Genomic DNA, 14,447 nt, shown 5'->3' with positions numbered 1-14,447 from the left:
ATATTTTTGTCCAATAATCGGGCAACGGGTGGGTCCACAATTCGGCCGCCGGCCTCCCCAGCTTAACAAAAATAAACAAAAACCGCATACCCCCCCCCCCCCTTCCCTCACATCGCCATTAGGACCAAAGCCCGCGTCAGTTATACAAAGCTCCACGCTGTAATGACGGGCGGCGCACTACTGGACCGGGCGTGGCGTCGAGACCTATTTCTTTTTTGGCAAGGTATTCCGCACAGAGAAACCTTTAGTGTCGGACGGTGGGGTGTAGGAGGTGAGTTCTATAGCGCCGGCGATGTCCACGGTTTTGTAGATTCTTTGCCGCCGTTCAATACGCTCAACATTCGCAATCATGTTCAGCAAGATGGCGTCAGCTTCCGCTATCTCGGCATCCTCAATTGCCTCAGGTGTTGGCTTGCTGTGCCCTTCCTTTTTCAGCTCCGCTTTCAGCCTCGCTGTAAGCTCATTAGGGCGTGGTGTTGCAAAAGAGATAATGTCTGCGACCGATTTTTTCATGTCAGCCCCGAAACCTTCGGGACTCACCATCATCGTAATGGTCACGAAGTCGGCAGCAATATCACACCACAGACTTTCAATAAATTCGCCAGACTCCATGCGGCCTACGGTGGTCTCGCAGACCTTCGGTTGCTCTCCATGCGCATTACCCGTCGCACTCTGAGTCAATAACGAAAATCTGACTCGCGTGATGCGTTGTCCTCGCGGCGGCTTTTCGTTTTCCATATTTCGAACCCGTTCTGGCTTCGCCATTCGTAAGGAATTAGCCAGTGAAAGAGCTACAGGTAGCGGCGGATAGAAAATCGCGGAGGGCTACCTGTATCTCATGCATGGATTTAGAGAGTCTTACTAAAGACCCCTTTGAGCATCTCAGCAAGGACCTCGACTGGAACGCCTGAGCCATAGGTATCGAAGGTTATGGTGCCAGTGACATGGCCCATGACAGCCTGAGCATGAGTCGTGGGAACGCCATGAGCTTGCATCAGAGAACTCAACGAATGGCGTAGCGAGTGATAGACCAAACCGCGAGCGTAGGAACCTTCTAAAGCCATCGGAATTGCCTGTTGATTCACCCATTCCCCGGCATGCCTATAACCAAGTTGAGCCAGCTTGTCCTTGCCCTCTGCCTTGCAGGAATCTACGTATCTGAGGAAAGCAGCAAGATCAAATCCATAGGCACCATCGGTTAACGGAATCAGCCGGGTACTTCCTTTGGTTTTAACGGACTTACCCTCCCCTCTTTCATTGATGGAAAGCGCAGTAACTCCTGACTTCAACGTAATGATGTCACCCGTGGTCAACTGGCAGATTTCGTTGAGACGACCGCCAGAAATGACCCCAAGACTCAACAACCAACGCTTCCAAGATGCTTCAGGAAGACTGCTGGCATAGGCCATAAGCCGAGAGATCTGCTCTTGGCTGAAAGCCTTTCGATCCGATTCAGTACCCTTCGTTAGCTTCAGCTTCTTGTCGTAGCGCTTTTCAAGATGTCCGTTGAGTTCCCCCCAACTGAAGACGGCAGAGAGCTTTGCGAGTATCTGGTTAACCGTTGATGGCTTACGAGTAGCTGCCAATCGATCCCTCAAAGCCACGAGGTCTCCACGGGTGTGAACTCTCAGGTCCAGAGCCCCCAACATTTCACTCAGTACACCGTGAATAAACTTCGTAGAGCTAAGGGTCGTTGCCTTCTGCTCACCCGCTCGGTCGGCCAAGTAGAGCCTTGAGAGATCCTCAAAGGTAAGGGCTGGTCCCCTTACAGATTGAGGCTCCGATGAGTCGCCCACTGCTTGAGCTTTTGCTTGCTGATTCTTCTCGCCCTCAAGGTCCTTGATGATTGTCATCAAAGGCACGGAGTCGCCCCGCAAGCGATCTTGAGCAGCGACCATCACTCGCTTTGCGTTGGTTACGTGTTCGTGCTGATCGACACTCAGCGGCATCGTGGCGGCGATCTCGGTTAGGTTCATTCCTACGTCTTCGTACAGGTCTCCCCACATCCTCAATGAATACACGTCATGGGCCGACGACAGCAATCCCTCAGCGATCCAGATGAGGTGTTCCCTCAGTTGATGCCAAGTAGCATCAGGATTATCCAGATGAAATGCTCTGATGGTTTCTGAGAGGTGTCGTGAAGCGTCCATAGCGGCCTTTCTATCGGTTGTCTTGAGGGAAACGGAGACGGTGCGGGTGAGGCTGCCTGTTTCTCGAAGGCGCAGATAGTAAATGCCGTTACGTCTGTAGTGGTAGGGCTTAGCGAGGCGGGTTGTAGGCCTCTGGGGTATAGCAATACTTGTTACAGCACTTGTGACAGGGATAGTGCGTTGATCGGTAGGCATGGCAAAAGGGTCCCGTAACCATTGGGTGGAACCCTTACGTCCTGTAGTTCTGGATGTACTGCCGTGAGGACTTGCGCAAGTTGAAGCGGATCACCCTGTTGTGGGATTACATCCGTGAGGTGACCGAGCGTAATCAGGGTCTGTTGATGGGGCAGACTCGGGAGATGCGGTTTGCCGATTAATCAGCGCTGACCACAATCGACACCCGACGGTTTTCCGTACGGCCCGCCGCGGTGTCGTTGGACGCCACTGGCTCGCTGCTGCCCAGGCCTTGCAATTGAATGTTCTCTTGCTTCATGCCGACTGTGGCGAGCACTTTGGCAACACTCTTGGCGCGGCGTAGCGAGAGTTGCTGATTGTAATTTTCCTGGCCTGAAGCATCGGTGTGACCATCGACCCGCACGCGCTCGATGCCGACACCCATCAATGCTTTGCCGATGTGCTCGACGATCTCGGTGCTTTGTGTGTTCAGGCTTTCAACATCGCTGCCAAACAACACCTTACCGGACAGACCAAACTCCCAGCCTTCGTCGGTCAGCTCGAAGCCTTGTTGTTTAAGCACTGCGACTTGTGCCGGGGTCAGCCCCTTTTGCGGGGCAGTCTGGCAACCGGTCAGGGCCAGTGAGGCCAACAACAGCAGGGCAGAAATAATGCGAATTGAAAGTGTGAACACGAGAGTCAGCTCCTGGTTTGAACGGAATCGACCGGGTGCTCCGACCCAGCGGTGAATTGAGCGCCGCGAGACAAGCGCTTGGCTTGATACATTGCCGCGTCGGCAGCATCGAGCAAAGCACCCGGCGTGACGCCATGATCGGGATAAACCGCGATGCCGATGCTGAGCGAAGTCACGACACTGCTGTCGCCGGGCAGCGCGATGGGCATGTCCATGCTGGTGAGAATCTTGTCGCCAATGCGCTCGGCATCTTCGACTTTGTGCAGCGGCGTGAGCAACACGGCGAACTCATCACCGCCCAGTCGCGCCACCAGATCCTCCTCACGCAATTGCGCACGGACACGATTGGCGATGGCCACCAACACCGCGTCGCCGGCGGCATGGCCGAAATTGTCGTTGATCCCTTTGAAGCGATCACTGTCAAGAAACAACACCGCCACCCGCTCGTTGAGCTTGCTGGCGGTGCGCAGGGCACGGATCAAGCGGCCCTCGAAAAATGCCCGGTTAGGCAACCCGGTCAGGCTGTCGTGGCTGGCTTGGTGGGCAAGGGTTTCGTTTTCGCTTTGCAGATGGCTTTGCCAGGATTCGAGCTCGTCGAGCAAGGCATTGAAGTCGTTGCCGAGGTTGTCGAGCTCGGCGATCTGCGCCGGCGGCACGCGACGGTCCAGTGCTCGCTCACTGCGGGCGGCGTGGGCCACCGTAGCGAGGCTGTGCAGCGGGCCGATAATGCCACGCAACTGCCGACGCGCCAGATAGAGCGCCACCCAGGCACTGATCGCGGTACAGAGAAGGATCCCCGCCAGACCGCTCAGCAGAAAGCGCATCAGACTGCCGCCATGCCCCGTGAGCAGGATGCGTCCAATTTCACGATCCTGATGGAGGATCGGCAGGCTGATCGGTTTCTCCAGGATGGCGCGGGCGGTCTGCATTTCCAGTTCGGAGATCAAGCCGTTCTCCGGTCGCTGCCAGCGCGCTATCAGTTGGCCTTGAGCATCGAGCACCTGGGCATCGGCGACCTCCTCGGTGGAGGCAATCAATGCCAACGCTTCGGTGGCCGCAGCCTTGTCGTTAAACACCACCGCCGCTTCGACGGTGTAACTGATCGAGCGCGCAATCAGGTGCAAGTTGTGATCCGCATAGACCCGCAGCGCCAGAACGCCCAGCAGGGTCAGCGAAACACTGGCCATTGCCACAGCCACCAGCGCCACAATCAAATGCCCGCGACCGATGACCGAGCCCAGAGTGGGACGAACTTTGGAACTGAACCGTTTCATGGCGCCGCCGGTTTACGACGGGACAGTTGCAACACGCTTGGATGAATGCGCACGCCGCTACGCGCAACGGAGTCGAGATTGACTTCGAAGGCCACCTGATCGTCGCCCACCCGCAGGCAGAACAGGCTGCCGACCGTGCACTGATCGTCGCCTTCGCTGATGCTCAACACCGGATGGCCAATCAGTGAAGTGAACAGGCGACTGCGTTCATCTGCGGTCAGTTTGCCGATGTACACCGCATCGCATTCGCTGACGATGGCTGGGTTGTCGGCCAGCAGGCGACGCACAATGACCGGCCTGCCGGTGGCTTGAGTGGTGCCTTTGACCAGGTCATCGGTGTATTCGGTGGGGCCGACGATGCACAGGTGCAACTGCGCAGGTTCCACTGGCCAGCGTGCGTAGCTGAGGATGCCAAGAACGACCTTGGTGACAGAACGGGCACGCTGCTCAGCCATGCCCGTCGGCGTTTGCGGTTGCGCGACAGCCACACCCGCCAACAACCAGAGCAGACCGACAAGCACTACGTGCTTGCAGCGAACCACGCGCTCTGTCGCCCAGACAGCCACCTTCATGCAGGGATTCTCTTCAATCGCAGCGAAATGATGCCGCAACGATAGCACAGCGCTGAATCACCAGCGAAACAGCAGCCTCTGACTGGTTGGTCAGCAATTAGCGAAAATCCTTACGTTTGTCATCAACGAGGTTCGGCCCCCTCTTCCAGCCCCAGCATGAGTCCGCTCAGACGCTTGACCTTGCGCTGTACCGCCTCTTCAAATACACCGGTGCGCGGTTCGATCAGTGTGAACCAGTGCTTGGCCCGGGTAATACCGGTGTAGATCAATTCCTTGGTCAACACGGGATTCAAGGCATCCGGCAGAATCAGCGCCGTGTGGGCGAACTCCGAGCCCTGGGATTTGTGCACGGTCATGGCGTAAACGGTTTCGACGTCATTGAGCCGACTCGGCAACACGAAACGTACCCCGCCCTGACCGTCATTACGCGGGAAGGCTACGCGCAATACCGGTTTTCCAGCGTCAGGCCCTTCGCGTTCCGGCAGTTTGAGGGCGATGCCAATGTCACCGTTCATCAAACCAAGACCGTAGTCGTTACGGGTCATCAGTACCGGGCGGCCTTCGTACCATTGCTGGTCGTTCTCGATCAGACGTGCCTTGAGCAGCGCGGCGGTGATGCGTTGGTTGAGGCCTTCAACACCCCATGGCCCTTTGCGCACCGCGCACAACAACTGAAAGGTGTCGAACGCTTGTAAGACTTCACGGGCCCAACTGATCCAGTCCGGATGCTCGAGCGGCCTGCCCAGAGGTGGACGCTGATTGCGCAGCACACTCAGATAATGCCGATAACCTTGCGGGCCATCGCCATGGCCTTCGAGCAGCAGGCGCTCCAGTTTGTGATCGTGCTCGCCCTTGAGCAGCAACGAAAACACATCGTCATAGTGCCCCGTCGCCAGCAACTGCCGCGCCTCCTCCGGTAACTGCTGATTGACCCGTCGCGCGAGCTGGCCGATGCCGCTGCCCTCGCCGAAGCGCCGCGAGTGACGCAACATGACCACTTGCTGAGCCAATGGATGGGAACCGTCGAGGTCTTCATGCAAACCGCCGGCCGCCAGGGATTCGCCGCTGACCGACTCCAGCCACTGCCGGGTCTGCGGGCTGTACCAACCGTCTTCGGCATCACGGCACAGATCCCCCAGCACCGCACCGGCCTCCACGGAGGCCAGTTGATCCTTGTCGCCCAGTAACACCAAACGCGCATGCGGCGGTAACGCGTCGAGCAGATTGGCCATCATTTCCAGATCAATCATCGACGCTTCGTCGACCACCAGCACATCCAATGGCAAGCGGTTACCGGCATGGTGCCGGAAGTGCCGGGTGCCGGGACGGCTGCCGAGCAAGCGATGCACCGTGGTGACGTCGCAGGGGATCTTGGCCCGCACGTTTTCGGCGACTGTCAGCGTTTGCACTTGCTGACTGATCGACTCGGTCAACCGCGCAGCCGCTTTGCCAGTCGGTGCTGCCAGACGAATGCGCAGTGGTAGGCCTGCCTCGACCGCCGGCGCCTGAAGCAGCGCGAGCAAACGCACCACGGTGGTGGTTTTACCGGTGCCGGGACCGCCCGTGATAATGCTGAAGGCACCCCGCGTGGCAAGAGCACAGGCGAGTTTCTGCCAGTCGACCACCTCGCCAGGCTTGGCTGAGCCGAACAGTTCATCCAGTCGCTGCGGCAGATCACCCGGCGTCGCCTCAACTTGGGCGAGACGTTGGCGTAGCGCCGAATCGATACGGCGCTCGTAAGCCCAATAGCGTCGCAGGTACAACCGCTTTGATGACAAGACCAACGGCCGCTGCTGCGCCGCATCACGGCTATCCGCCGCCAGGGCGACCAAGGGACTGCCCGCCAGAACCTTGCACCAATGGGCGCCATCGAGCGTTTCAAGCAGTTGCGAGGGCAATAACAGCACACCCCCTTGCACATCGCCTTCGGGCGGGAGCGACAGGGCAAAATCCGGGGCTTTAAGGGTTTCAAACAAATCCAGACACACATGGCCATGCCCGAGCTGATGGCTGGTCAGTGCCGCAGCGAGCAATACCAGTGGATCGGTATCCGGCTCAAGCTCGTGAAGAAATGCCACGAACGCCTTGTCGAGCGCACGCAACCAACCTCGCTCAACCCAACGATTGAGCAGCAACAGCAAGTCTTCAGCACGGGTCAGAGGCGAGAGCGAGGACAGGCTGTCGGCTGTCAACGGGGTCGGCAGCAGATCGTCGAAGGTGCGACTCATAGCAGGACTCCCTGTTCCCATGCGGGCTCGGCCTTGGGTTCGGGTTTGCCTTGGAACATCCGGTCGAGGCGCTCAATCAATTCACGGGGCGGACGGGCAAAATATACACCGCGACTGTCTGCGCGAGTCCCGCGCAGAAACAGATACAGCGCACCGCCGAGATGCCGGTCGTAATCGTAATCTGGCAAGCGAGCCTTGAGCTGACGATGTAACGCCAACAGGTACAACACGTATTGCAGGTCGTAGCGGTTGTCGAGGATCGACTGCTCCATGGCCTGCGCGGTGTAGGCCAGTTCATCAACGCCCAGCCAGTTGGATTTGTAGTCGGCCACGTAATAACGACCATCGTGTTCAAAGGTCAGGTCGATGAATCCTTTGAACATGCCATTGAGCTGCACCGGCTCTGCCGCCACCCGTGCCACGCCATTGTGGGTGTACTGACGCACCAGTTCGTCGAGTTTGACTACGTCGACTTTATGGCTGGCGAACCAGAACTCCATCTCGACGCGGTACTGCTTCAATTGCTCAAGAATGACGGGAGGCTGCCCGTCAGCGATTGGCAACGGGGATTTGAGCAGATGTTGCAGCCAGTCACTCAGGGTGGTGATCCAGCCTTCCCATCCACGAAGGTTGCAGCGACGGGCAATCGCATCCTCCAGCGCCTCGCGGGAAACGGCAAAACTGTCTTCACCTGCCCACTCCAGCAGACCGTGAAGGAACGTTCCCGGGTTGGGACCACGAGGGAAACGATGAATATCCGCACCGCCGGCAATGATGTCTCGCGGAGCATCGGGATCAAGGCGTTCATCATCAAACAACTTTTGTGCTTGAGGACTGTCAGGCGCTTCATCACTGCCCACACTCAAAATGTCGCTGATGCGCAATGCACTGTAGGACGCAATCCACCAGTTTTCACTGGCCTTGCGCTTGGGCGATAGCGTGGCACAGAGCACAGCGTCATTGCGTGGAGGCAGGTAATGCTCGTCGGCGGCCTGGGGCATTTCACCCGTGCTGATTGCCGGGCAGTCGCGTTGCAGGTCTTGCAGCCAGCGATTCAGCGCACTGGACTCCCCCAGAGATGCTCCGCCACCCAGCAAGTAACCCAGCGCCGAAAGGTGCAGCACCGAGCTGTTGTTATTGCCGCGTTTGAGATCCGTCACTCCCAGCCAACAAGCATGCTGCGCACGGGTCAGGGCCACGTAGAGCAAGCGCAGATCCTCGGCCAGACGTTCGTCGTCCGCTTGCGCAATCAATTCGGCCGTCGGCCTCAGACTCACTTGAGCCTTGCCCGATGCATCGTGGTAATGCAGCGGCAACCGGCTGCCATCCACTGGTTTGGCCGAACAGATGAAGGGCAGAAATACCAAGGGATACTCAAGGCCTTTGGACTTGTGAATGGTCACGACTTTGACCAGTTGCTCATCACTTTCCAAACGCAGAATCTGCTCTTCACCGGCCTGACCGGACAACGCCAGAAGCTCGGCCAAGTGGCGGATCAACGCTTGCTCACCATCCAGCTCCGCAGCGGCTTGCTGCATCAGCTCGGACAGGTGCAAAAGGTTGGTCAGCACGCGCTCACCGTCACTGCGGGTCATCAGGGTTTGCGGCAAATGAAAATCGTGCAGCAGGCGTCGCAACATCGGCAGGACGCCTTGTTTGCGCCACAGCTCACGGTAGCCACGGAACTGCATGACGCGAGCTTCCCACACCAGTTCGTCCTGATTCAGACGCTCCAGCTCCGCCAATGGCAGGTTCAGGGTGATGCAGGCCAGCGCGGCCTTGAGCGAGCGCTCGACATCCGGTTCGGCGCAAGCCTTAAGCCAGGACAGCAGGTCGTGAGCTTCTTGCGCGGCGAATACCGAATCCTTGTCCGACAGATACACGCTGCGCACGCCACGGGCAGCGAGTTCGCCGCGCACAGCCTGGGCCTCTTTACCGTCACGCACCAGGATCGCGATGTCAGAAGGGCGCAGACCTCTGAAGTCTTTACCCTCTTGTACGAATCCAGCAACACCTGCTTGCCCCCCATTGAGCAACGCGGTGATTTCACTGGCACATGCCGATGCCAACTGCTGACGATAGACCACGCCAGAAAGGGGCTGATCGGAAGACAATAGCCAGACATTCAGCGCCGCAACGTCTTGCCCGGCAATCTGCAGTGTTTCTTTACGGCCCTGCGCGTCGACAGGTTGAAACGGCACCGGGTTCTCACCGTTTTTCTCCCGGAACAAAAACGCGCCGCGTCCCTGCTCTCGGGATTCGGCGCGTTCGAATATGTGGTTGACCGCGTCCACCATGCCATGGCTTGAACGGAAGTTGGTGCCCAATGTATGCAGTCGGCCTGTCGTGGCTTGCCGGGCGCGCAGATAGGTGTAGATGTCCGCACCGCGGAACGCGTAGATCGCCTGCTTCGGGTCGCCGATCAGAAACAGACCGGTATCCGGATTGTTTTCTTCGATGCGGTAAATGCTCTCGAAGATTCGGTACTGCACCGGATCGGTGTCCTGGAATTCGTCGATCAACGCGACCGGGAACTGTTCGCGGATCAACGTCGCGAGGCGCTCGCCCCCGTCAGATTGCAGGGCTGCATCCAGGCGCAATAGCATGTCGTCAAAGCCCATTTCGGCGCGGCGACGCTTCTCTTCCTCAAAACGCGCACCTACCCATTTGGCGGCATGTTGCAGAACGGCGGCGTCGGGGGTCGGCAAAGCATCGAGACTCGATTTGAGGCTCGACATGGCATCCAGCCCGGGATGACGTGGGACCTGGCCTTTCCAGGCCTCAGCCATACCGTCGGGCGTCAGTCGAGTGAATCCGGTGCCGATGTCGAGCTGCTCGAGGCACTCGTCCTCGGCCCAGGCTTTGAGCTTCTCGAACCACGGTTCAAAGTAGCGCGCCTGCATCTTGCGACCGTCGACGGTTTTGCTCGCGACGCCCTGATGACAGATGGCGAGTAACTCGTCGGCCCACTGACGCCAAGGCATTTTCAGTTCGATCAGCGCTGCACGGCGCTCTTGCAGACACTCGTCGATCAGCTCCGCCGGGGGCTTGCCTTCGTCGCTGTCGCGTTCACTGGCGAACAGGCCACGCACCCGAGGCAACAACGCAGCAGGCCCGCCCCAATTGCTGCGAACCCAATTCAAGGCATCGCCCTGCATCGGATAACAGAACAGTCGCCAGTAATCGCGCAGCACTTCCCCGAGCAAATCGCTGTGATCAGTCTCCAGCGACTGAGTGAACAGGCTGCCGCTGTCGAAAGCGTGCTCGCGCAACATGCGCTGACACCAACTGTGAATGGTGGAAACCGCCGCTTCGTCCATCCATTGCGCGGCGATATCGAGACGGTTGGCGCAACCGGGCCATTGCTGAGATTCGAATTGTTCGCGCAGCTGCGCGATCAATCCGTCAGGAGCGGGTATCTCGTCTCTGAAGAAGCGCGCGGCCTCGGCAAGGCGAGTGCGAATTCGCTCGCGCAACTCTTTCGTGGCAGCATCGGTGAACGTCACCACAAGAATCTGCGGTGGCAACAGTTCTCGGGCAAAACCATTCGATTCGCCGCCATGGCCCAGAATCAGACGCAGATACAGCGCAGAAATAGTGAAGGTTTTACCGGTGCCGGCACTGGCTTCGATCAACTGGCTACCACGTAATGGGAATGCCAGAGCCAGCGGTATTTTCTTGCTCATGACCGAGCTCCTTCGCTGGACAACGAACGCCAGGGCGCTTCAAGCAAAGGACGATACAAGGTATCGCACCAACCGGAGAACGTCTCGTCTGCGAGTAAGGCCTCAAAGTCGGCATATTGCCGTGACAGCGCCGGGCTTTCGCGGCGCTCGCCCTCACTGGTTTGGCCATCACCCTCATAGGCTTTACGCGCCGCGGCTTCAGCCTTGAGCGGATCAGTCTGTGATAACCAGGCGAATGCGGTCTTTACCGCGATCGGCAGTGGTTGCCGCATTCCAGCCTGCCAGGCGAGAAGAAGATCCCCAAGGAAACGAACAGCTCTGTCTGGCTCCATCGGTTCGAGCAGCAAGGTGTCATCGCTGGCCACCAACGCCGTGGCCATCGGAAGTCCGCTGGCGCAGGCGACCAAGTGATTAACCCAAGGCTTGGTCAGTCGATGCCATTTGCGGTTCTTGATCGAGCCGATGCTGTTGGGGATGGTCGTGACTGACAACACGCCACCGTCGCCACGTTGATGCAAGCCCGAAAGCCAACCTTCAAGGCGTAAGCCCTGCAGCTCCATAGAGATCGGGATGGCACTGGTCAACGGTGTCGGCCATAACGTCAGTAACTGTTGATAGCGCTGCAACAGATCGGGCAACGGCTCGATCAACTCACGTTGCAGACATTCACCAAAACCGGCCATGGGTAGAAGTCCGCTGTTTTGCAAACGCAGGGCTTGAACCGCGAGCGCCTGCTCGACATTATCCGGCTGTCTGAGCGCAGCTTCGAGCAAGCTGTCGCTGAGTGTATATCGCTGCAAAGCGTCCAGGACAAAAGGCTCTTCGTCGGCGAGCGGCGCTTCGGCGGCTTCGAAATACACCTTGAGGCGCTGGGCGAAAAAGTGTCGGACGGGGTTACGCAAGAAGTCCTGCAGCAGGGTAAGGCTCAGCGGCTCTTCTTGAACAAACGGAGCGAGCAACTCCACCTCGTTTTGGGGCGCCTGATGTTGATGCAATACCTGCCATTCGCTGGCATAGCTGAACAGTTGATCGCCCTCATGAAAATAGCGCGCACTGAACGGTTGCAGAGGATGCTCCTCGGTCATGGCGTGCAATAAATCCTGACGTTCGTCGACTAATCGCCAACCGCTGGCAAGGTGATCGCGCAACTGGCCGATCAGCACCGAAGCCGGCCGCTCACTGTTGTCACGAATGCTGCGGCCGACCCAACTGATGTAGAGCTGATGACGGGCAGACAGCAGCGCCTCGAGCAAAAGATAGCGATCATCCTCTCGCCGGGAACGATCTCCCGGACGGTAATCGCTGCCCATAAGATCGAAATCGAGCGGCGGTTGCGCGCGGGGGTAATCGCCGTCGTTCATCCCCAGCAAACACACGAGTTTGAAGGGAATGGCACGCATGGGCATCAACGTACAAAAATTTACTGCACCGGCGAGAAAGCGTTGGGACAGTCTGCCCTGATCCAGTCCAGCGAGCCAGGCCTCGCGAACCACGGTCAGCGGCAATTCATCTTTCAGGCCCACAGCCTCGCAGGTCTCCAGCCAGGTTTCACGAAGCTCTTCCAACTGGGTGAGCAGGTAGTCATCGTGCTCGTTGCTGGCCTTGAAGAACAACTGCATCAGCGCCTGCAAGCGATGACCCCACACGTTGGGTTGAGCCGGTTGAGTGAGTTCCTGATGAGCGAGTTCCAGTGCATCGAGCAAGGCAACCAATGGCCCGATCAGTGCAGCATCCAATCCGCCGATTTCGTCGTAGGGTTCGATACCCGCACAGGCATTGGCGCTGCCAACGGCATAGCCCAGCAACATTCGGCGCAAGCCAAAATGCCAGCTGTTCTGCTCCAGTTCGTCCGGCAAGCCTAGACCGGCACGTTGTTCAGCGTTCATTCCCCAGCGCACGCCGGCGCCTTCGATCCAGCGATGCAGCGTCGGTAAATCGCGCTCCTCCATACCGAAACGCGCACGTAATGCTGGAACGTCAAGCAGGTCGAGAATTTCGCTCACCGGAAAGCGGCTGTCAGGCAGTTTAAGTAGATGCTCGACGGCGATCAGCAATGGATCCCGACCACGCTGGCCCTGATCCGCCAGGGTAAATGGGATGCAACGTGGGTCATGTCGATCAAGCTGACCAAACACTGCACGGATATGCGGGGCATAGCTGTCGATGTCCGGCACCATCACAATTACATCGCGCGGCCGTAAATCCGGGTTGGCACTGAAGCGTGCCAACAGCTGGTCATGGAGGATTTCAACTTCGCGTTGGGCGCTGTGGGCAATGTGAAAACGGATCGACTGATCTTCGTTCAGCTCAACAGGAGGCCAGTGCTCGCGTGTCTCATTGAGTGGCCGCAGTTCCAGGATGTCGTCCTGTAGTTGATTAAGCAGATTCTGTGGCCGGGTCTCACTGAACAGATCGATACGTCCGTCGCGGAAAGCTGCGCGATAGCTATTCGGATCGTCATAGCTGTCGAGCAAGTTGATGTAGTCACGACCTTGCTTGCCCCATGCTGCGAGAAGCGGGTGGGCATGTTGGTGCAGTGTTTCCTGATCCAGGATCACCGGCATACCGCTCCTGCGGGACTGGCGCTTGTATTGATGACGCAGTAAGTCCTTATCAGCGACGATATCGGCCCAGTGATGACGACATGGGTTGTGTACACACAGCAGAACCTGACTGAAACGTGCGAGCCCGGCCAGTGCTTCAAGCACTTGGGCTGGCAAGGAAGAAATCCCGAAAACGATCACTCGCGAAGGAATCCCTTTTGGGGCTTCTTCAATCGTATTGATGCGTTCGATAAATCGCTGATGAACACCGGCACGACTTTGAGCCATGCCCAACTCTCCAACGTCATCCAGCAACGCACGCCACAACTCGGCTTGCCAGCAACTGGTAGGCGGCAGTGGTTTTACTTCGCCTCTGACGTTGCGCAATTGATGCCGTCCCTCAGCCCAATCCTCCAGCCAGTCGGCTCTATATACCTGGTACTGGTCAAAGAGATCCGCCAGACGCTCGGATAACTGATAGCGCTTGCGCAAGTCGGTGTCGTGAGTGAGAAAGCGTTGCAGTGGTTCGAAATGCGGACGGTCGATGACCTGAGGTAGCAGGCGCATGAGCCGCCAGGTCAGCGGAGCTTTATCAAGCAGGGATTTGGCTGGAATTTCATCTCGGCCCAAGACCATGCGGTAGAGCTGCCACATGAAACTGCCAGGCAATTGCACATCAATCGCGGCGGCGATACCGCAGCCGCCGAGGTCATCGTCTTCAGGATCTTCGGCCAAGGCCAATTTGAGCCACTGGGCAATACCGTTGCTCTGGACCAGAGCAATTTCGTTTTCCAGGGGGGCCAGTGGATAGCGCCGCATTATGCTGACCACCAGGCTGCGCAGTTCATCCAGGCTATTGCTCTGAACCACCATGAATGCAGCGTTGAGGGACTGGGCGTCCGGCATAAAAGCTTCCTTGGGAAAGAACAAAAGCCAGGGCAGAACCTTAGCACTGTCGGCAGGTTGTGACAGCCGGAAGAAGGCCCTACGGGCTGTAAGAACTTTCCTGCGGGCAAAACAAAACCCCAACTGCTTTCGCAATTGGGGTTTCGGAATTTAATCTTGACGATGACCTACTCTCACATGGGGAAACCCCACACTACCATCGGCGATGCATCGTTTCACT

Annotated in this window: 8 protein-coding genes and 1 pseudogene; 1 reads left to right on the top strand and 8 read right to left on the bottom strand. The window is 57.9% G+C overall.

What is annotated here, in order from left to right; all coding sequences use genetic code 11:
* Positions 1-204 precede the first annotated feature (204 nt).
* Both AACY11_RS27595 and AACY11_RS27590 read right to left on the bottom strand, forming a co-directional pair.
* Entirely contained in the window at positions 205-738 is a 534-nt protein-coding gene (locus AACY11_RS27595) for a hypothetical protein (RefSeq protein ID WP_339496207.1), read from the bottom strand.
* A gap of 110 nt (positions 739-848) precedes the next feature.
* Positions 849-2,345: a tyrosine-type recombinase/integrase gene (locus tag AACY11_RS27590; protein WP_339496206.1), complete on the bottom strand. Its 1,497-nt coding sequence runs from the start codon at positions 2,343-2,345 to the stop codon at positions 849-851.
* A 47-nt stretch (positions 2,346-2,392) separates the two neighbouring features.
* On the opposite strand from AACY11_RS27590, the pseudogene AACY11_RS27585 reads away from it, so the two are divergent.
* Positions 2,393-2,527, top strand: a pseudogene (locus AACY11_RS27585) (LysR family transcriptional regulator); the annotation flags it as partial.
* Here AACY11_RS27585 and AACY11_RS27580 read toward each other — a convergent pair.
* From AACY11_RS27580 to recC, 6 genes are all read right to left on the bottom strand, one after another.
* Complete coding sequence (locus tag AACY11_RS27580) at positions 2,524-3,018, bottom strand: OmpA family protein (protein ID WP_339434130.1); 495 nt, start codon at positions 3,016-3,018, stop codon at positions 2,524-2,526. The pseudogene AACY11_RS27585 and the gene AACY11_RS27580 overlap by 4 nt on opposite strands.
* 5 nt (positions 3,019-3,023) lie before the next feature.
* A complete protein-coding gene (locus AACY11_RS27575; protein WP_339465446.1) occupies positions 3,024-4,292 on the bottom strand; it encodes a diguanylate cyclase domain-containing protein in 1,269 nt (422 codons plus the stop codon).
* Entirely contained in the window at positions 4,289-4,864 is a 576-nt protein-coding gene (locus tag AACY11_RS27570) for a YfiR family protein (protein ID WP_339496205.1), read from the bottom strand. Before AACY11_RS27570 ends, AACY11_RS27575 begins: the two co-directional genes overlap by 4 nt.
* 122 nt (positions 4,865-4,986) lie before the next feature.
* Positions 4,987-7,092, bottom strand: a complete 2,106-nt coding sequence (gene recD, locus AACY11_RS27565) for an exodeoxyribonuclease V subunit alpha (protein WP_339496203.1) — start codon at positions 7,090-7,092, stop codon at positions 4,987-4,989.
* Positions 7,089-10,778, bottom strand: a complete 3,690-nt coding sequence (gene recB / locus AACY11_RS27560; RefSeq protein ID WP_339434127.1) for an exodeoxyribonuclease V subunit beta — start codon at positions 10,776-10,778, stop codon at positions 7,089-7,091. Before recB ends, recD begins: the two co-directional genes overlap by 4 nt.
* The gene (gene recC, locus AACY11_RS27555) at positions 10,775-14,227 is read right to left on the bottom strand and encodes an exodeoxyribonuclease V subunit gamma (RefSeq protein WP_339496201.1); all 3,453 of its coding nucleotides are present in this window, start codon (positions 14,225-14,227) and stop codon (positions 10,775-10,777) included. The genes recB and recC overlap by 4 nt, the downstream gene beginning before the upstream one ends.
* Positions 14,228-14,447 lie beyond the last annotated feature (220 nt).

Origin of the sequence: Pseudomonas sp. RA_105y_Pfl2_P56 (assembly GCF_963970845.1) — a bacterium.
GTDB lineage: Bacteria > Pseudomonadota > Gammaproteobacteria > Pseudomonadales > Pseudomonadaceae > Aquipseudomonas > Aquipseudomonas baetica_A.
The sequence above is the reverse complement of the archived record's forward strand: the minus strand, read 5'-3'. Positions and strand labels throughout refer to the sequence as shown.

What these genes read in the sequence shown, in the direction of transcription:
- AACY11_RS27575 (WP_339465446.1), bottom strand. Translation starts at nt 4,292, where the DNA reads ATGAAACGGTTCAGTTCCAAAGTTCGTCCCACTCTGGGCTCGGTCATC.
- AACY11_RS27590 (WP_339496206.1), bottom strand. Translation starts at nt 2,345, where the DNA reads ATGCCTACCGATCAACGCACTATCCCTGTCACAAGTGCTGTAACAAGT.
- recC (WP_339496201.1), bottom strand. Translation starts at nt 14,227, where the DNA reads ATGCCGGACGCCCAGTCCCTCAACGCTGCATTCATGGTGGTTCAGAGC.
- AACY11_RS27595 (WP_339496207.1), bottom strand. Translation starts at nt 738, where the DNA reads ATGGAAAACGAAAAGCCGCCGCGAGGACAACGCATCACGCGAGTCAGA.
- recD (WP_339496203.1), bottom strand. Translation starts at nt 7,092, where the DNA reads ATGAGTCGCACCTTCGACGATCTGCTGCCGACCCCGTTGACAGCCGAC.
- AACY11_RS27570 (WP_339496205.1), bottom strand. Translation starts at nt 4,864, where the DNA reads ATGAAGGTGGCTGTCTGGGCGACAGAGCGCGTGGTTCGCTGCAAGCAC.
- recB (WP_339434127.1), bottom strand. Translation starts at nt 10,778, where the DNA reads ATGAGCAAGAAAATACCGCTGGCTCTGGCATTCCCATTACGTGGTAGC.